This is a genomic window from Flavobacterium chuncheonense (assembly GCF_042686145.1).
In the GTDB taxonomy this organism is placed as follows: Bacteria; Bacteroidota; Bacteroidia; order Flavobacteriales; family Flavobacteriaceae; genus Flavobacterium; species Flavobacterium chuncheonense.
The window spans coordinates 253,636-273,630 of the sequence record NZ_JBHUPC010000013.1; the positions used below are offsets into that span (position 1 = coordinate 253,636).

17 protein-coding genes and 1 pseudogene are annotated in these 19,995 nt (G+C 33.8%); 9 read left to right on the plus strand and 9 right to left on the minus strand.

The window, feature by feature from the left end; all coding sequences use genetic code 11:
* Positions 1 to 41 precede the first annotated feature (41 nt).
* The 3 genes from ACFS5J_RS08695 to ACFS5J_RS08705 all read right to left on the minus strand — a co-directional run bounded on the left by ACFS5J_RS08695 (position 42) and on the right by ACFS5J_RS08705 (position 5,978).
* Positions 42 to 1,463: an OmpA family protein gene (locus ACFS5J_RS08695; protein WP_379811716.1), complete on the minus strand. Its 1,422-nt coding sequence runs from the start codon at positions 1,461 to 1,463 to the stop codon at positions 42 to 44.
* Positions 1,464 to 1,564: 101 nt separating this feature from the next.
* A complete protein-coding gene (kbl, locus tag ACFS5J_RS08700; protein ID WP_379811717.1) occupies positions 1,565 to 2,761 on the minus strand; it encodes a glycine C-acetyltransferase in 1,197 nt (398 codons plus the stop codon).
* 28 nt (positions 2,762 to 2,789) lie between these two features.
* Positions 2,790 to 5,978 (minus strand): UvrD-helicase domain-containing protein, encoded by a 3,189-nt coding sequence (locus ACFS5J_RS08705; protein ID WP_379811718.1) that lies wholly within the window; start codon positions 5,976 to 5,978, stop codon positions 2,790 to 2,792.
* Positions 5,979 to 6,083: 105 nt separating this feature from the next.
* Here ACFS5J_RS08705 and ACFS5J_RS08710 point away from each other — a divergent pair, with 105 nt between their 5' ends.
* Positions 6,084 to 6,692 carry a superoxide dismutase gene (locus ACFS5J_RS08710; protein ID WP_379811719.1) on the plus strand — a complete coding sequence of 203 codons (609 nt, stop codon included), beginning with the start codon at positions 6,084 to 6,086 and terminating at the stop codon, positions 6,690 to 6,692.
* 941 nt (positions 6,693 to 7,633) lie between these two features.
* Here the strand turns inward: ACFS5J_RS08710 and ACFS5J_RS08715 are convergent.
* From ACFS5J_RS08715 to purN, 4 genes are all read right to left on the minus strand, one after another.
* Positions 7,634 to 9,532: an amidophosphoribosyltransferase gene (locus tag ACFS5J_RS08715; RefSeq protein ID WP_379811721.1), complete on the minus strand. Its 1,899-nt coding sequence runs from the start codon at positions 9,530 to 9,532 to the stop codon at positions 7,634 to 7,636.
* Positions 9,533 to 9,613: 81 nt separating this feature from the next.
* Positions 9,614 to 10,543 (minus strand): PfkB family carbohydrate kinase, encoded by a 930-nt coding sequence (locus tag ACFS5J_RS08720; RefSeq protein ID WP_379811722.1) that lies wholly within the window; start codon positions 10,541 to 10,543, stop codon positions 9,614 to 9,616.
* A gap of 94 nt (positions 10,544 to 10,637) precedes the next feature.
* On the minus strand, positions 10,638 to 11,108 hold the full coding sequence (gene rnhA / locus ACFS5J_RS08725) for a ribonuclease HI (protein ID WP_379811723.1): 471 nt from the start codon (positions 11,106 to 11,108) through the stop codon (positions 10,638 to 10,640).
* 1 nt (position 11,109) lies between these two features.
* Entirely contained in the window at positions 11,110 to 11,679 is a 570-nt protein-coding gene (gene purN, locus ACFS5J_RS08730) for a phosphoribosylglycinamide formyltransferase (RefSeq protein WP_379811724.1), read from the minus strand.
* A 173-nt stretch (positions 11,680 to 11,852) separates the two neighbouring features.
* Between purN and ACFS5J_RS08735 the strand changes: the two genes are divergently transcribed.
* From ACFS5J_RS08735 to ACFS5J_RS08760, 6 genes and pseudogenes are all read left to right on the plus strand, one after another.
* Positions 11,853 to 12,089: an acyl carrier protein gene (locus ACFS5J_RS08735; RefSeq protein WP_007137004.1), complete on the plus strand. Its 237-nt coding sequence runs from the start codon at positions 11,853 to 11,855 to the stop codon at positions 12,087 to 12,089.
* Positions 12,090 to 12,353: 264 nt separating this feature from the next.
* A complete protein-coding gene (gene fabF, locus ACFS5J_RS08740) occupies positions 12,354 to 13,607 on the plus strand; it encodes a beta-ketoacyl-ACP synthase II (RefSeq protein WP_379811725.1) in 1,254 nt (417 codons plus the stop codon).
* A 5-nt stretch (positions 13,608 to 13,612) separates the two neighbouring features.
* The gene (gene rnc / locus ACFS5J_RS08745) at positions 13,613 to 14,362 is read left to right on the plus strand and encodes a ribonuclease III (RefSeq protein ID WP_379811726.1); all 750 of its coding nucleotides are present in this window, start codon (positions 13,613 to 13,615) and stop codon (positions 14,360 to 14,362) included.
* Between the two features lie 83 nt (positions 14,363 to 14,445).
* Positions 14,446 to 14,919 carry an IPExxxVDY family protein gene (locus ACFS5J_RS08750; protein WP_379811727.1) on the plus strand — a complete coding sequence of 158 codons (474 nt, stop codon included), beginning with the start codon at positions 14,446 to 14,448 and terminating at the stop codon, positions 14,917 to 14,919.
* 5 nt (positions 14,920 to 14,924) lie between these two features.
* Positions 14,925 to 16,355, plus strand: a complete 1,431-nt coding sequence (pyk, locus tag ACFS5J_RS08755) for a pyruvate kinase (protein ID WP_379811728.1) — start codon at positions 14,925 to 14,927, stop codon at positions 16,353 to 16,355.
* Between the two features lie 35 nt (positions 16,356 to 16,390).
* Positions 16,391 to 17,148: pseudogene (locus ACFS5J_RS08760) on the plus strand (Bax inhibitor-1/YccA family protein).
* Between the two features lie 200 nt (positions 17,149 to 17,348).
* Here the strand turns inward: ACFS5J_RS08760 and dinB are convergent.
* The gene (gene dinB / locus ACFS5J_RS08765) at positions 17,349 to 18,461 is read right to left on the minus strand and encodes a DNA polymerase IV (protein WP_379811730.1); all 1,113 of its coding nucleotides are present in this window, start codon (positions 18,459 to 18,461) and stop codon (positions 17,349 to 17,351) included.
* A 39-nt stretch (positions 18,462 to 18,500) separates the two neighbouring features.
* On the opposite strand from dinB, the gene ACFS5J_RS08770 reads away from it, so the two are divergent.
* Entirely contained in the window at positions 18,501 to 18,968 is a 468-nt protein-coding gene (locus ACFS5J_RS08770) for a CYTH domain-containing protein (protein ID WP_379811731.1), read from the plus strand.
* Between the two features lies 1 nt (position 18,969).
* Entirely contained in the window at positions 18,970 to 19,413 is a 444-nt protein-coding gene (locus ACFS5J_RS08775) for a YciI family protein (protein ID WP_379811732.1), read from the plus strand.
* Here ACFS5J_RS08775 and ACFS5J_RS08780 read toward each other — a convergent pair.
* Entirely contained in the window at positions 19,405 to 19,992 is a 588-nt protein-coding gene (locus ACFS5J_RS08780; protein ID WP_379811733.1) for a TetR/AcrR family transcriptional regulator, read from the minus strand. The two genes, ACFS5J_RS08775 and ACFS5J_RS08780, sit on opposite strands and share 9 nt — an antisense overlap.
* Between the last annotated feature and the right edge of the window lie 3 nt (positions 19,993 to 19,995).

Sequence of the window (19,995 nt, forward strand, 5' to 3'; positions counted from 1 at the left end):
AATCGGGACGTTTTCAATATTATTTAGAAGACTTTAGAAACTTATTTTACTAAGTTAATTTCTACTCTTCTGTTGTTTGCTCTACCAGCACTTGTTTTATTAGTGTCGATTGGTTTAGACTCTCCGTAACCTTTAGAAGTTAATCTTGAAGCATCAATTCCGTTTTCAACTAAGTAGTTTTTAACTGAAGCAGCTCTAGAATCTGATAAATCCATGTTTAATTTATCGCTACCTACGCTATCAGTGTGTCCTTCTACAGTAAATTTAGCATTAGGATACTCTTTCAAGATACCTACGATATCAGCTAATACTTTTTCAGACTGAGCTTTAATTGAAGATTTTCCAGTATCGAATAAGATAGTTTTTGCATAGTCATTCAATGCTTTTTGAACAGCAGCAGAAACTTCTGGACATCCGTTGTTGTTAATTGTACCTGGAACATCTGGACATTGGTCATCTTTATCGTTTACACCATCTCCGTCAGTATCAGGCCATGGACATCCACCATTTTCTTTTGGTCCTTTAACATCTGGACAGTTGTCATCTTTATCAGCTACACCGTCTCCGTCAGCATCTGGACAACCTTTCATCATTTTAGTACCTTTTACATCTGGACAAGCATCTTCGTTATCGATTATTCCGTCACCGTCTGTATCAGGACATCCGTTGAATTCAGCTAAACCGAATACATCTGGACAGTTATCAGCGCTATCTTGAATACCATCTTTATCTGTATCAGGACATCCGTTGAATTCTTTTAAACCTGCAACATCTGGACATTGATCATCTTTATCATAGATTCCGTCACCGTCAGTATCTTTACCTCCAAATTTGAAAGTAATACCAGCCATATGTTGGAAATGTACAGGAACATCTTCGTTGATAGTTCTATACTCATCAAATGAATGCTTGTACATAGATTGTAATTGTAAACCTACTTGTTCAGTAAACCAGAAAGTTAAACCTAAACCTCCATTAACTGTACCTGCAGAAGCATCTCCAAAGAAATTATAACCTCCACCAACAGTTAAAGATGGATCGAACCATTTAGTTCCAATCATCTCCATAAAGCTATATCTAATATTTGCATCAATTGCATAGTAAGATAAATCTCCAGGATTGATAACTTCAGTAGTATAGCTATTGAAGTCAGTTGGAAGTGGTCTTCTTGACCATTTATCAATTTTATTAACAGAACCAGCTAATCCTACAGAGAAACCGTCACCAATGTGTCTAGAAACGCTTAAGTAAGAAACTGAAGGTAAAATATTCCAGTTGTCGCTTACGTTTGCTAATTCGATGAATCTTGGTCTTTGGTTCAAAGGACTTTGACGTGCAGATACCTGAGTGTCAACACCGTTCACACCAAACGATATTGCCCATGGGTTGTTGCTGTCTTGAGCTTGAGAAGCTAAACCTACAAACATGAAGGCAGCAGCAAAAAATTTGTTTAAATGTTTCATACTTTGATTTATTTAATTACAATGCGTTATAATCAGAACAAATTTAGTCTTTTTTTTTAATTACAAAAAGTTTTGTTAAAAAAAATACTACTTAAATTCCCTTATTTAATCACGTTTAACATTCTTCCAACCTCTTCAAAAGCTTGAATTGCTTTATCCAAATGCTCCTTTGTGTGAGCTGCTGATAATTGCACACGAATTCTTGCCTTATCCCTTGGCACTACAGGAAAGAAGAAGCCTATTACATAAATCCCTTTTTTCAACAATTCTTCCGCCATAATTTGAGAAAGCTTAGCATCATATAACATTACTGGTACAATAGCAGAATCACCATCAATTATATCTAAGCCAGCTTTTTTCATACCTTCTTTGAAATAATTAGTATTCCATTCCAATTTATCACGTAAAGAAGTATCTTTTTCTAATAGTTCAAAAACTTTCAAAGAAGCCCCAACAATTGAAGGCGCAAGTGAATTTGAAAACAAATATGGACGCGAACGTTGACGTAAGATTTCAATAATTTCTTTTTTAGCCGTAGTATATCCACCCATTGCTCCACCTAATGCTTTCCCTAATGTTCCTGTGATAATATCCACACGTCCCATTACATTCTTCGCTTCTAATGTACCTTTACCTGTTGCACCAATAAAACCAGCAGCATGACATTCGTCAACCATTACTAAAGCATCATACTTATCTGCCAAATCACAGATTTTATCCAATGGCGCTACTAAACCATCCATTGAAAAAACTCCATCAGTAACAATTAATTTAAAACGATGACCATTTTCAGTAGCAGCAATTAATTGTGCTTCCAAATCTGCCATATCATTGTTTTGGTAACGGTAACGTGCTGCTTTACACAAACGAACTCCATCAATAATAGATGCATGATTTAAACTGTCCGAAATAATACAATCTTCTTCTCCTAATAACGGCTCAAAAACCCCTCCATTAGCATCAAAAGCTGCAGCATACAATATTGTGTCTTCAGTCCCGTAGAAATTTGCGATCTTTTGTTCTAATTCTTTGTGGATATCTTGAGTCCCGCAAATAAAACGCACAGATGACATTCCAAACCCATGAGAATCAAGAGCATCTTTTGCTGCTTGAACCACTTCTGGATGAGACGATAATCCTAGATAATTATTCGCACAAAAATTCAAAACTGTTTCACCGGTTGAAATTGTAATTTCAGCACCTTGAGGCGAAGTAATAATTCGCTCTTTTTTAAACAATCCATTCTCTTGAATAGAGTCTAATTCACTTTGTAAATGTTGTTGTATTTTCCCGTACATATATGCTATTTCTATTTTATAATGTTGCTTACAAAAGTACAATTTCTATTTTTTCTCCTATATAAACCAAGGCTTTTTTTATCACCTTAAGTTGCATTTCTTCCAAAGCCTTTGCATACTCCGTTAACTGTTTTTTATGCTTTTCATCAAAAGCTCCTGTTTTATAATCTAACAAATATGCTTGACTGCCTTTAACTACAACCCTATCGGGTTTTATATTTCCGAAACCATTTTTAAGAATCGTAACCTCACTATGCACAATTCCTTCCCCATCAAAAAATGGTAACAAATCATTGTTTAAACATATTTTCTGAATCGTTTCATTAATTTCTTCTCGCTGATCAAACACTATCAACCCAGTTTCCACAGCTCTATCAAGCGCTATATCAACATCATTTACAGTTGCCACAAAAGCCATTATTTCATGAATAAGATTACCATATTCAATAGCTTCCTGCTGTACTGTATTCCACATGAGCGCTTCGCGTTGCGCAATCTTAATTTTTTTAGCGTTTAATTTCTCTCCTACTAAACCAATTGTGTTTTGTTCCCCAAGCTCAGGACTCTGCTTCGATTTCTTTTTAGAGTCACCAAACTCGTATACCAATTTAGAATCCTCATACACCCCAACATATTGCAAATACTCAATAAAATAGGACGATAAATTATCAGGCAAACCTGATTTATTTACCAAATGATTGGAAATTACATACAATTGCTCTTCTGCTCGTGTCAATGCAACATATAGGACATTCACATTATCCAATATTTCTTCTTGCGACTTGACTTCATAAACTTCTTTTGCCTTATCACCATAAGAAGCCACTTCCTTTTTAGCGCTTACAAGTGCTTTTGGAAAATCTACGGTTTCATCCTCATCAAAATCAACCCAAAGTTTATTGCGTTTTGGAGCTGAAAAATTTTCTTCTGCAAAGGGATAAATAACCACTGGAAATTCCAATCCTTTTGACTTGTGTATGGTCATTATGCGAATAGCATCGTTCCCTTCAGGAGAAGGAATACTTTTTTGAAACCCTGTTTTGTCCCAATAATCTAAGAAATCAGCAACACTTGACTGCGTTTTACTATCCCTTTCTAATACTAAATCTAAGAAATACTGCACATAGGATGTATTGGCTTTATCCCGTATAAAAGTTGCTATAATAATTTCAACTACTTCGTAAAGTGATTTTTTACGACAATCTTTGAAAGAAATCTGTACTCCAAACTGATTCAAATACGTTTCTAAATCGGCTTCTGATAGTGATTTTGCAGCATAAATAAAATCATGAACTGGAATCTCGTTTTGCTTGTTGTTTGCAACGAAATACAAAAACCGAACCTTCGACTCATCATCACGATTTGATTTTAGGTAACGTAAAACATCTATTAATAACTTTACTTCCGTTGCATTTTGTATCAATAAAGTTTCCGATGAAAGTATTGGTATATTATTTTCTGTTAAAAAATTTGCCAAAGCAACACCATCCGCCTTTTTTCTAGTAAGCAAAACCATGTCTTTATACTTAAAACCTTTTGCTTTAACTTCTTCAATTACTTCTAGTGTTCGACTTAAATACAGTTTTACTTTTGCAGAATAACCAGCATCTTCATTAAAATCAATTGAAAAATCGGCATCCTCATTTTTGGGAACTTCTATGAAAGATAAATTCACATAACCACCTTTCTTTTCATTTACTTTTTGAGAACTGTGATTCAAATACAAATCGGCATAATCTGGATTCCCAAACTTACTTGACAAGTGTTTAAAGAAAGAATTATTAAATTCTATTACTTCACTATAACTCCTATAATTACGTTCAAGATGAACAATTTTTTTATCTTTATTTGAAAATGGATATTGTTCAAAATTCTTTAAGTCATCCTTCTTACTTAACTGAATAAATTGTTCTGCTTTCCCTCCACGCCAACGATAAATTGACTGCTTGGGATCTCCTACTATCATCAAAGTGCCATTAACATTATTTTCCTCACTTGAAAGCGCATTATCAATTAAAGGAATTAAATTCTTCCATTGCATTTCGGAAGTATCCTGAAATTCGTCAATAAAAAAATGCTTATACTTTTCACCGAGCTGTTCATATATAAAGGGTGCTGGCTGATTTTGTATTTGATCGAAAATAATTTTATTGAAATCTGAGATTGATAAAATATTTTGCTCTTCCTGTATTTTTTTAAATTCTAAATGGATTGTATTTAATAATGAAAGTGGATTTATATTTTGCAAAAAAGCTTCATAAAAAAACACTTTTGAATAGTTGTAATAACATTTTTGCAACAACTGAATCAAATCCCCAGATACTGATTCTATCACTGAACGATCTTTTGCTGTTTTGTTCACTGCTATATCTTCAGGAAAATTAAATTTATACAAATCAGCAGCCTTTAAACTTCGCTCTTGAATCTTCTGAATGTGATTTGGAAAAGTTCCTCGAGAAAAAGATTTCAGATCAATTGCATTTTCAGATAAAATATGAAAACACTGTTTGGTCAACGCTATATTTTCCTCGAAAAAATCTTTTATTTTAGATTTCAAAACATGCTTGATCATTCCGAAATCATCTAACGACATTTCTTCAAATTGCGCAATCTCATTTACATTATTTTCATTGGTAAGCAAACGAGCCACTTCTACCAGCTCACGCGATATATCCCAACTTTTATCCTCGTCGGTTTTATTCTTTGTAAAATCTACCAATAATTTCGTAAGCCCTTCATCTTCTCCAACTTTGGAGATGACCGAATCAACAGCTTCTTGTAAAATAGTATCGGTATCGAGTGACACTTCGAAATTTGGTGGTAAGTCTAAATCTTGTGCGAATGACCGGATAACCTTATGGGTAAATTTATCAATTGTAGAAATACCAAAGGCCGTATAATTGTGTATAATGTTTTTGATAATTGCTTTTGATTTATCCTTTATAGTTGCCTTTGTAAGCCCTGTTTCAGCAGCTATATCACCCAACATCCCTTCAAACTTTTCTGCGGTTTGATCTAAAGAAAACTGATACAAACTATCTACAATACGCGATTTCATTTCTTCAACCGCTTTATTGGTAAAAGTTATGGCTAAAATCTTTTTATAGGCATCATCAGCGGCATTCAAAAAAAGAATCTTAAGATATTCTTTTGTAAGGGTATAGGTTTTACCGGAACCAGCGGACGCATCGAAAATTCTGAAGGAAGTTGTTTTCAAAGTGTTATATTTATCATAATTATACCCGTATAAGAAGTATCTATTTTTTATTACAAAGTTAAATTTATATTTTTGGGTTAATAAAATAATCTAAAAATAAATATTATGGCATTCGAATTACCACAATTACCTTATGCATATGATGCATTAGAACCAAATATTGATGCTAGAACAATGGAAATACACCATTCAAAACATCACAATGCTTATACTACAAATTTAAATGCAGCTATCGCAGGAACTGATCTTGAGGGAAAAACTATTGAAAACATCTTGATTAACCTTGATATGAATAATGCTGCTGTTAGAAATAACGGTGGTGGTTTTTACAACCACAACTTATTTTGGACTGTAATGTCTCCAAACGGAGGTGGAAAACCTAATGGAGAGTTAGCTACTGCTATTGAGAAAGATTTCGGTTCATTTGAAGAATTTAAAGCACAGTTTGCTAAAGCTGCAGCTACACGTTTTGGATCTGGATGGGCTTGGTTATGTGTTCACAAAGGTGGAAAGTTAGAAGTTTGTTCTTCGGCTAATCAGGACAACCCATTAATGCCAGGAATCGGTTGCACAGGTACTCCAATCTTAGGCCTTGATGTTTGGGAACACGCATATTACTTAAACTATCAAAACAGAAGACCTGATTATATTGAGGCTTTCTTCAATGTAATCAACTGGACTGAAGTTGCTAGAAGATTTGCTGTTGAAAAATAACAAACAACAAAATTAGACACTAAAAAAGGAGCGATAAACGCTCCTTTTTTTATTTTAACCCAAAGAAAGGAGAAACGCTAATCTCTCCTTTTGCCCCAAATCTACCATAAAACTTAACCTACTAATTTTCTGGTAATACTAATGTAATTGCAAAAAGTTCTGAATGACAAAAAAACAGTTTAAAGGTAAAAAAAATCGATAAAAAGCATTTTTAAATACTCTTCATGTTAAAAAACAATATAAAAGGGAATATTTTTAACTCAAATTGAAGTCAAGATTGAGGATATTAAACTTTTTACCATAAAAAAAAGGTGAAATTGCTTTCACCCTTTTGCCCCAAATCTACCATAAAACTTAACCTACTAATTTTCTGGTAGTACTAATGTAGTATCTTTTATAAACCTTCTCGTAAAAAAATTGTTTATTAACCTAAAAAAACGACAAAATGCAGTTTTTGCATTATTTCATCGTATTTAACTTAAATTATAGTCAAAAAAAAAAGGTGAAATTGCTTTCACCCTTTTGCCCCAAATCTACCATAAAACTTAACCTACTAATTTTCTGGTAGTACTAAAGTAGTATCATTTATCACTCAACACGTAAAAAAGTTGTTAATCAACTAAAAAAAACGATGAAATGCAGTTTTTGCATTATTTCAGACATAAAATCCAAAATTTAAGCATAAAAAAAGGTGAAATTGCTTTCACCCTTTTGCCCCAAATCTACCATAAAACTTAACCTACTAATTTTCTGGTAGTACTAAAGTAGCATCATTTACCATGCTACTCATAGAAAAATTGTTCATTAACCTAAAAAAACGATAAAATGCAGTTATTATGTTTTTCGAACCCATAATTCTTAAATTTTAGACATAAAAAAGGTGGAAATTGCTTTCCACCTTTCTTTTATATTAAGACTAAGTTTGAGTAACTCATTTTCGATTAATACGCTCTAGCATCTTTACCTTCGTAGAAATTCATAAAAGCTCTATTTACAACTCTATTACCTCCATCTGTAGGATAATCACCCGTAAAATACCAATCTCCTAAATTCTTAGGACAAGCTTTATGTAAATCTTCGACTGTTTGATAAATGATCTTAACCTCCGCATTTGTATTATCAGGAGTTAACATTTCAGCAATTTTATCTGAAATTTCTTGATCTGTAAATGGAGCATAAATCTCGTTAACATAGTTTACTACATCAGCATCTTTAAAGTTTTCTTGTGCCTTTGATTTTTGATATACTTCATCAACGATATGATACATGTTACGCTCTTTCAACAAGGCTAATGCCGCTCTAAAAGCAACTAGCCCCTCTAATTTTGCCATATCAATTCCGTAACAATCAGGGAAACGGATTTGAGGCGCAGAAGAAACTACCACAATTTTTTTAGGTTGTAACCTATCCATCATCTTGATAATACTTTGTTTTAAAGTTGTACCTCTCACAATACTATCATCAATAATTACCAAATTATCCGTTGGTTTAACCACTCCATAAGTAACATCATAAACATGAGCTACTAAATCATCTCTACTGCTATCCTCTGTAATAAATGTTCTTAATTTTGCATCTTTAATTGCAACTTTTTCAGAACGTAGTTTCACAGAAAGTATCTCTTGTAGTTTATCCTCTGACAATGCATCTTTATTCGCTAAAATAGATTGAATCTTACGTTGGTTTAAGAAATCATTAGCCGCTTCAACCATACCGTAAAAAGACGTTTCTGCAGTATTTGGAATGAAAGAGAAAACTGTATTATCCGTATCGTTATCGATAGCTTTTAATACTGAAGGAAAAACTAATTTTCCTAACTCTTTACGTTCTTGATAAATTTCAGCATCACTACCTCTTGAGAAATAGATACGTTCAAATGAACATGCCTTTTTCACCAATGGCGTTCTTATTTCGTTGATAGAAACACTACCATTCTTTTTAATGATAATAGCATTTCCTGGATCTAATTCTTGTACTTTTTCAATAGGGACATTGAATACTGTTTGAATTACAGGACGCTCTGAAGCTACAACAACAATTTCATCATCTTGATAATAATACGCTGGACGAATACCTGCTGGATCACGCATTACAAAAGAATCACCATGTCCAAATAAACCAGACATTGCATATCCACCATCCCAATTACGTGATGCACGCTCCAAAATCCTTGGAACATTTAAACGTTCTGCAATAATAGGTGAAGCTTCTTGCTTTGACAATCCTTCATTTTTACATTCTTGATACAAAGCTGTAACTTCATCATCAAGGAAATGACCAATTTTTTCCATTACTGTTACAGTATCGGCCATTTGCTTTGGATGTTGGCCAAGATTTACTAAATCTTGAAACAACTCCTTAACATTTGTCATATTGAAGTTACCCGCAACAATCAAATTACGGTGCATCCAATTGTTTTGTCTCAAAAATGGATGTACACTTTCGATACTATTTTTTCCAAAAGTACCATAACGAACATGCCCTAAAAACAATTCTCCTATGTACGGAATATTCTCTTTTTGTAAAGCTACATTATTTTGATACTCTGGGTTTTGTTCCAATTCATTACTAATACGCTCATTAATTTGCGCAAAAATATCCTTAATAGGTTGAGGATCATTTGAACGGATACGACTAATATAACGTTGCCCCGGCTCTACATCTAACTTAATACTTGCTAATCCTGCCCCATCTTGCCCGCGGTTGTGTTGCTTTTCCATAAGTAGATACATTTTTTGTACCCCATAAAAAGCTGTACCGTATTTCTCTTTATAATACTCTAGCGGCTTTAATAATCGTAAAAGTGCAATTCCACATTCGTGTTTAATAGCGTCACTCATTGTTTTCTTTGTTGTGTGTTATGTAATGCTTACCAATGAAAATATTAAAGTAAAAATGCCTCGATATTTCGAGGCACATTTTTAGTGTTCTAATTCTATTTCGAATTGAGTTAATGCTTTGAATTGTTGTAATCGAGCATAAACTTCTTTCTTTTCTAATTGTTCCATTCTTTCAGTCCCAAACTTCTCTACACAAAAAGAAGCTAAGTTCGAACCATAAATTACTGCGTTCTTCATGTTATCAAATGAAACATTTTCGCTTTGTGCAATATACCCTGCAAAACCTCCTGCAAAAGTATCTCCTGCCCCTGTTGGGTCAAAAACTTCTTCTAGTGGTAATGCTGGTGCAAAAAACACCTCCTTGTTATGAAACAATAAGGCTCCGTGTTCTCCTTTTTTTATAACTACATACTTAGGTCCCATAGCATGAATCTTTTCAGCTGCTTTAACCAAAGAATACTCTCCAGATAACTGACGTGCTTCTTCATCATTAATAGTAATTACGTCAACACGTGCAATTACACTCATCAATTCCGGAAGCGCACAATCCATCCAAAAATTCATCGTATCCAATACAATTAACTTTGGCTTTTGTGTCATTTGATCCAAAACACCTGCTTGTACTAATGGGTGTAAATTCCCTAATAAAACAATGTCTGAAGTTTTATAAGCTTCTGGCACAACCGGATTAAAATCAGCCAAAACATTCAACTCTGTTATCAAAGTATCGCGTGAATTCAAATCGTTATGATATTTTCCACTCCAAAAGAAAGTTTTTCCTCCTTTTACCACTTCAATACCTTCGATATTAATCCCTTTATCTATTAATAGGTCCAAATACGTCTCCGGAAAATCTTCACCCACAACCGAAACGATTGCTGCATCAACATTAAAAAAAGAAGAAGAAAGCCCTATATAAGTAGCAGCTCCTCCTAAAATTTTATCCGTTTTTCCGAAAGGCGTTTCAATAGCATCAAAAGCTACTGTCCCTACAATCAATAATTTATTCATTTAAAACGATTTGAAATAAGCTGCAAAGATAATCTTTTAGTTGCAGAGTTGCAAGCAGGAAATGCCAGCTATTTTTATAATAAAAAGTTAAGTTTTAAGCCTCTTCCTTTTCATAAAAAACATCAACAGACAATTTTTCCTGTTGTGAAGCCATAACCGCCAATTGATCACAGCGCTCATTTTGCGGGTGATTATTATGTCCTTTCACCCATTTAAAATCAACTTTATGCATGCGATAAGCTTTCAAGAAACGCATCCACAAATCGGGGTTTTTCTTCGCTTTGAAATTGATTTTCTCCCATTGAAATACCCAGCGTTTTTCAACAGCATCTACAACATATTTTGAATCTGAAACTACCAAAACGCGAGTGTTTGGTTTTCTCAACTTTTCCAAACCAACAATTACAGCCAGAAGTTCCATCCTATTGTTAGTAGACAAACGAAAACCTTCGAAAAACTCTTTCTTATAAGGAGTGCCCACCATTTCCATAACTACACCATATCCCGCAGGACCAGGATTCCCCTTGGCTGCACCATCGGTATAAATATGGACATCGTATGACATATTATTCTTTTGAATTTAAAAGTTGCTCAATAACCTGTGGAAAATATTCATGTTCTAATGCATGAACTTTAGCCGCAACTTCATCTGCAGTAGCACAGTCTTCTATAGAAACTCCTTTTTGAAAAATAAACTCTCCTTCATCATAGTGCTCGTTTACATAGTGTATTGTAATACCCGTCTCTAACTCTTTATTTTTCAAAACTGCTTCATGTACAAATCTACCATACATCCCTTTGCCACCATATTTAGGCAATAATGCAGGATGCACATTAATTACTTTATTAGGATAATCCTTTATAATAGATTCCGGGAATTTCCATAAAAATCCAGCTAACACAATTAATTCTGGCTGTATCGCATTTAATTGATCCAAAACCACGCCTTCATTCAGCTCTTCTTTCGTAAAAACAAAAGTTGCTACTCCATGACTTTGGGCCATATTCAAAACTTTTGCCTGAACATTATTTGAAAACACAGCAACAACATTACTTTTTTTAGAATTTTGGAAATGTAATATAATCTTTTCAGCATTAGAGCCATTGCCGGAAGCGAACACTACTATTCTTTGCATTATACTGTTATTTTAATTATGCAAAAAAAAGGATAATTATTGGTAAAAAATAGAAAATGGAAGCCTTTGTGAATTATTTTTTTTAATTTCGTAGTCACATTTAGTAACAAAAATGTTGTTTTAAAATAAAGTTTTTTATTTTTGCCAACAAATTAAATTAAAAATTAAAGATTATGTCAGACATTGCATCAAGAGTAAAAGCGATTATCGTAGACAAATTAGGTGTTGACGAAAACGAAGTTGTAACTGAAGCAAGCTTCACAAACGATTTAGGTGCTGATTCATTAGACACTGTTGAGCTAATTATGGAATTCGAGAAAGAATTTGATATTCAAATTCCAGATGACCAAGCTGAAAACATTGCTACTGTAGGTCAAGCTATTTCTTACATCGAAGAAGCTAAGAAATAATAATAAAACACCCATACCATATTTAGTATGGGTGTTGTTATTTTCTTTCTTCTGATTGTGTCAAGTTTAGCTACTCTGAATCAAGTGGAGTTAAAGACAGATTCTTTTCAAATAAATTAGTATATTTATGACGAGAAGAATTATTAGATGGAAAACATTGATTGTATTACAATCATCAAATAAAACTATGTAATACCCATTGTTTCTTTTAGTTTTCATTAAAAGCACTTTGGGTTTTTTTATATAAACCAAAAATTAACTTATATGCAATTAAAGCGTGTCGTTGTAACTGGACTTGGAGCTTTAACTCCAATCGGAAATAACATCCAAGAATATTGGGAAGGTTTAATAAGCGGCAAAAGCGGCGCTGCACCTATAACCTATTACGATACTGAAAAACATAAAACAAAATTTGCTTGTGAGGTAAAAAACTTCAAAGCAGATGATTTTATTGATAAGAAAGAAGTTCGTCGTTTAGATAAGTTCGCACAATATGCTATTGTAGCTAGTGATGAAGCAATTAAAGACGCTGGCATTACCCTAGACAATGTTAACAAATATAGAGTTGGTGTAATTTGGGGAGCTGGTATTGGAGGATTACAAACTTTCCAAGATGAAGTAATGAGTTACGCTGCTGGTGATGGAACACCACGTTTTAACCCATTCTTTATTCCTAAAATGATTGCCGATATCGCACCAGGACATATTTCGATGCGTAATGGATATATGGGACCAAACTATACAACTGTTTCTGCTTGTGCTTCTTCTGCAAATGCATTAGTAGATGCCTTTAACTATATCCGTTTAGGTATGTGCGATGTTATTGTTTCAGGTGGATCAGAAGCAGCTGTAACAATTGCTGGTATGGGTGGTTTTAATTCAATGCAAGCTTTATCTACACGTAATGACAGCCCGGAAACTGCTTCAAGACCATTTGATGCTACTCGTGATGGATTTGTATTGGGCGAAGGTGCTGGAGCATTAGTATTAGAAGAATATGAACATGCAAAAGCGCGTGGTGCTAAAATATACTGTGAAGTTGGTGGAGGTGGTTTATCATCAGACGCTTATCACTTAACCGCTCCACATCCAGAAGGAATTGGTGTAATTGCAGTAATGGAAAATTGTTTACGTGATGCTGGAATAAACCCAGAAGAAGTAGACCATATTAATACGCATGGAACATCAACTCCACTTGGAGACGTTGCCGAATTAAAAGCCATAAGCGCAGTTTTTGGTGAGCATGCTAAAAACATCAATATCAACTCTACAAAATCAATGACAGGTCATTTGTTAGGTGCTGCAGGTGCTATTGAAGCTATTGCTTCGATTTTAGCTATGCAAAACGGAATTATTCCTCCTACAATTAACCATGAAAATGTAGACGAAAATATAAATCCAGAATTAAACTTAACGCTAAATAAAGCTCAAAAAAGAGACATCAAAGTAGCTATGAGTAACACTTTTGGTTTCGGCGGACACAATGCATGTGTATTGTTTAAAAAATTAGAAGACTAATTTAAATGCGTCGATTTTTACAAAAAATATCAAGAAATTCCCGTACTCCAGAAGACGGGATTTTTTTTGATAAAATTTCGAAAATTCTTGGCTTCAAACCCAACGATTTACATTTTTACAAAAAAGCCTTTACCCACCGATCGACCAATAAAGTTGACGAAAATGGCAACCCTTTTAACTATGAACGTCTCGAGTTCTTGGGCGATGCCATGCTCGGAAGTGTGATTGCTGCTCATTTATACAACGAAGTACCAACAGGAGACGAAGGCTATTTAACCAAAATGCGATCAAAAATTGTAAGTAGAGAACATCTTAATGAATTGGGCAGGGATTTGAATCTTATTCAATTTATAGAAAGTAAGGTAAACCCTCAACATTTTGGTGAAAATGTACACGGAAACATTTTTGAAGCTTTCATAGGGGCCATTTACCTCGATAAAGGATTCGTTTTTTGTGAAAAATTCATCCAAAATAAAGTAATTGAACCTTATGTTGACATTCCGCGTTTAGAAGGTAAAGTAATTAGTTACAAAAGTTTAATTATTGAATGGTGTCAAAAAGAGAAAAAACAGTTTGCTTTTGAAGTTTTTGACGATACCGGAAAGGAAGAACAAAAATTTTTTGCAGTAAGACTTATCATCGACAAAAAAACAATCGGAAAAGGAAGAGAAACATCAAAGAAAAAGGCGGAAGAAAAAGCCGCTAAAAGAGCCTATTTTGCCTTACAAGACCAAATGGATAACAAAAAAAAGTAAGGCTATTAAAATTACGTTAAGAGTAGCATATTCTTTAATTAGTATCTACATTTAGAGTATCTTTGCTTAAATTCAAGTATCGAATGGCAATTCATAAAATTCAAATAAATGATTTTATTTCAATAGATTATGAACTTATTGCAATACATACTTCCTTGGAAGACAATAGACTCGCTTATTTCTTAAATCAACTTCTAGCCATTCAGTTAACCAAAAACAATGTTAACTTGGAAATTAAAAGCAAAGAAGGAAAAAGTAGTTTCACCCATTTTTGCTATGAAGATGTAAAACTGGATATTGTATGGAACTTAATTGAAAACAAAACTTCCATTATAAGTTTTCCATCAAGCGGAAATGGCTTTTTTGAATCCATTGCCATGACTTCATTTGTGTTGCCTGAATTTAAAAAAGCTGATTTTATTCTAAAAATAGAGAATACAGAATCAGACTTTCAAATACAAAATACCATCGATACTATTTCAAAAATCAAACAAGTTTCTCTTGTTTATTCTATTGACCAAAACAAACTAAAATCAAAAAATAATTTAATTTTTTAATTAAAATGCCAACAACTAAGAAAACAAAAATTGTAGCAACATTAGGTCCTGCCAGTGGAGATAAAAGTGTAATGAAAGACATGATTGAAGCAGGAGTTAACGTTTTCAGAATCAATTTTTCACATGCCGATTACACTGATGTTTTGGAACGCATTAAAGCCATTCGAGAAATTAACGAAGAGTACGGTTATACCACATCTATACTTGCCGACTTACAAGGCCCAAAGTTACGTGTAGGTGTAATGAAGGAAGACGTCATTGTAAACAAAGGCGATATTATAACTTTCACTACAGCCGAAGACATTTTGGGTACTGCAGAACGTGTTTACATGAATTACAAAGAGTTTCCAAAAGACGTAAATCCAGGGGAACGCATCTTACTTGACGATGGGAAATTAATTTTCGAAGTTACCAAAACCGATAAAAATACTGAGGTTGAAGCTATCGTAGTTCAAGGCGGTCCATTAAAATCGAAAAAAGGGGTAAACTTACCCAATACAAAAGTTTCATTGCCCGCTTTAACAGAGAAAGATATTCGCGATGCTATTTTTGCTATTGAAAATCATGTCGATTGGATTGCTCTTTCATTTGTTAGAACCGCACAAGACTTAGAAGATTTACAAGATTTAATTACAAAACACTCCGATCATAAAATTCCAATTATTGCTAAAATTGAAAAACCAGAAGCAGTAGAAAATATTGATAAAATTGTTGCATTTTGCGATGGTTTAATGGTAGCGAGAGGTGATTTGGGAGTAGAAATTCCAGCTGAAGAAGTACCATTAATTCAAAAGAAATTAATCCATAGAGCCAAAACAGCAAGAATACCGGTAATTGTAGCTACACAAATGATGGAAACTATGATAACCAGTTTAACCCCAACACGCGCCGAGGTAAACGACGTAGCCAATTCGGTAATGGATGGTGCCGATGCTGTAATGCTATCAGGCGAAACATCTGTAGGTAATTATCCTGTACAAGTAATTGAAACGATGACGCGTATTTTGGAAAGTGTTGAAGACTCGCCACTTATCAAAGTACCTTTGAATGCACCGCATATCCGCACAAAACGTTTTGTTACCAAATCAATTTGTTACCACGCTGCAATAATGGCCGACGATATTAATGCTAAAGCCATTACTACATTAACCAATTCTGGTTATACAGCTTTCCAAATTTCGGCATGGCGACCAAAATCGCATATTTTAGTTTTCACATCAAATAAAAGAATCTTAACCCAATTAAACTTACTTTGGGGTGTAAGAGCGTATTTTTACGATCGTTTTGTAAGTACCGATGACACTATAGACGATTTGAATAAAATATGCCAAGAAAAAGGGTATTTAACTAAAGGAGACATGGTCATCAACTTAGCCGCTATGCCTATTATAGCCAAGGGAATGGTGAACACCTTACGTGTTTCGGAAATTGAGTAGTTTCAATATATTTGATAGACAAAAACTAAATTCAGATGAATCTAAAATCTAAAAATCCTTTCTTAGGACAACGTATTTTACCAATACAAGTCGTGCAAATGAAGAGGTAATAGTTGCTTATAATGACTCCATGACTGTAAGTGGCACTATAAATAAAAGTTTTGCCTTATTACTATTATTAATAGCTGCAGCAACTATTAGTTGGTGGTTTACAGCCAATGGTTTTAATCCGCTAATTTTAACAGCTGGTGGAGGAATTATTGGTTTTATATTAGTTTTAATAGCAATATTTAAACCTTCAAGGTCTACTTGGGCCGCTCCTGGTTATGCACTATTTCAAGGATTATTTATTGGTGGTATTTCCGCTTTCTTTGAAGCAGCATATCCAGGATTAGTTATACAAGCTGTAGGCTGTACTTTTGTCACATTCGTAGTTTGTTTTGCTTTATACAAATACCGTATAGTAAAAGTTACCGAAACCTTTAAATCTGTTGTAATAGCAGCTACTTTAGCAATAGCTTCATTTTATCTATTAAGTTGGATTTTATCATTCTTTATCAACTTTACTCCTATACATCATGGTAATTCTCTAATGAGTATTGGTATTAGTGTGTTTGTAATAATAATAGCCGCATTAAACTTATTTTTAGATTTTGACAGTATTGAAACAGGTGCTGAAAGACAACACCCAAAATACATGGAATGGTTTGGTGCGATGGGATTAATGATAACATTGGTATGGTTATACGTTGAATTTTTACATTTACTTTCAAAACTTTCAAGTAGAGATTAAAAATGTACTTTATATATAAACAAAAAACACGCTTTAAAGCGTGTTTTTTGTTATCTAACTTCCTCAAACAAAAAATCCCGAATAAATCGGGATTCATGCACTTTTTGATAAGTGAGTAATTTACTGCTATTAACCGATATAAAGATACGAACGATAAAAACAAGTTGGTTACAGATTTTCTGCCGTTTTTGTTAAAGTTTTCAGTATTTAAAGTCAAATTGTAACTGTACTGAAATGCTCTTTTTAATGGGCTCTTCTGTTTTCTTTTCGCTTTGATTGTTCAAATTATGCAGCGATAAACCAAGTAAACGTACCGAATTTTTCAACCGTTCTTGATACAACAATTCTTTGGCGACGTCAATTATTAAATCTTTATCTGCTACAAAATATGGAAGCGTTTTACTCCTTGTTTGCAACGAAAAATCAGAATACTTAAGCTTTAATGTAATCGTCTTTCCGGCAATTTTACTTTTTTGCAAACGCTTTTCTAATTCATTGGCAATACTGATAATCTTGTCCTCCAAAAAAACTTCCGAAGATAAATTTTCAAAAAAAGTTCGTTCTGCCCCAACTGATTTAATGGTTCTATTGGGTTTTACTTGACTGTTATGAATACCCCTAGAAATCTGATAATAATATGTTCCACTGTTACTAAAATGCTTTTCTAAAAATTCTACTGACTTTTGTTTTAAATCGTAACCCGTAAAAATCCCTAACTGATACATTTTTTCCGCTGTAACCTTACCTACACCATAAAATTTCTTTACATCCAAAGCTTCAAGAAAAGACTCCACTTGATCTGGATTGACCGTTTTTTGTCCGTTAGGTTTATTATAATCCGATGCTATTTTGGCTACAAACTTATTCACTGAAATACCCGCTGAGGCTGTTAAACCAACTTCATCATAAATACGTTTTCTAATCTCTTGCGCTATCAAGGAAGCACTTGGATTATTCTTTTTGTTTTCAGTAACATCTAAGTAAGCTTCATCTAATGAAAGTGGCTCTACCAAATCGGTATATTCCAAGAAAATTTTTCGAATTGTACGTGATATCTCCTTATAACGTTCAAAACGCGGACGCACAAAAATAAGATCGGGACACAAACGTTTTGCCTGAATACCACTCATAGCGGAACGTACCCCAAATTTACGTGCTTCATAACTTGCTGCACTTACCACACCACGCACTTCATTGCCACCAACAGCAAGTGGTTGCCCTCTAAGTTCAGGATTATCCATTTGTTCTACAGACGCGTAAAATGCATCCATATCAATATGAATAATTTTGCGATATATAGGCAAGTTGTCCATAGCACAAATTTACTTTATATTTGAATAAATTAAATGATGATGATTGAAATCGAACGAAAGTTTTTAGTAAAATCCAAAACGTTTTTAGACGATTATACGCGTTGTAATCGAATAGTTCAAGGTTACTTATCTTCTTCTCCCGAAAGAACCGTTAGAGTTCGTATAAAAGGAGAAAATGGATATTTAACTATAAAAGGAAAAAGTAACGAAAGTGGACTTAGTCGTTATGAGTGGGAAAAAGAAATTCCAATAACTGAAGCCGAACAATTGTTACAACTTTGCGAAAAAGGTGTAATTGACAAAACACGCTATGAAGTTATTGTGGGTACACACGTGTATGAAGTTGATGTTTTTACAGGTGAAAACGATGGTTTGATTTTGGCAGAAGTAGAATTAAACTCTGAAGAAGAGTCCTTTGAAAAACCAGAATGGTTAGGTGAAGAAGTAACAAAAGACAATCGTTACTATAATTCCTATTTAAGTAAAAATCCTTTTAAAACTTGGTAAAATGAAGTACTATCTTTCTATTATCATTGCAATTATCAGCATATCGTGTGTTTCTAAAAAAATAGAATCTTCGAAAACGGTAGCGCAGACTCCTAAGAGTAATCATGAAGTTTTTGAATATCAAGAAGGAGACACCACATATGTTATGCAGAAATACTTTTTAGTTCTATTAAAAAAAGGCCCTAATCGCAACCAGAGTCAGGAAGAAGCTACTGAGATTCAAAAAAGGCATTTGGAACATTTAGCATGGTTGGATAAATTAGGAAAAGTAAGCATTGTAGGACCAAGTGAAGGACATGATACTATTGCGGGTTTTGTATTATTCAACACCGAGACAATTAAAGAAGCCGATAGCCTTGCCAAGCTAGATCCAGCAGTTAAAGCTGGGCGATTGGTAGTTGAAATTTTACCTTGGTGGGCTGCAAAAGGAAGTAAACTAAAATAGAGTATGGAATTCTATTTTTACAATTCCTTTTAGTTTCAAAACGATATAGTATTGCATAATCTCCTCATTGGCGTACTTTTCAAAAATATCCTTAGCTAAGAGTTTTTCTTCTAAATCATCAAAATTGATTGTTGCAAAAAAATCCAGATTAATTGACTGCTCAATATATCCTTTTTCTTGCGCTTCTTCCAAAAGTGGCAGTATGATGTTATTGCGCATGTGCACTTTATAACAATCATATTCTGCTAAAACAGGTTGGTGGTACTTTTTCAATGTATAAAGAAAAATAGGGTCAAAAGCCCTCACATATTCTATTGCTAACGAATACGTTTCAATTAATTGAATCAATGGATTCTTAGCAGAAACCAAGATACTGTTAACTTCTTTCAGATAATTACTCCACAATAAAGCAATGCTCTCTTTCAACAACTCTTCTTTGTTTCGAAAAAGCGAATAAAGCGTCTTTTTAGACACTCCAAACTGAACTGCAAGATCATCCATCGTGATGTTTCTCGTGCCGTATTTTAGAAAATAATCTAAAGTCTTTTCTATTAAAACTTCCTTTTTTGTACTTTCCATAGT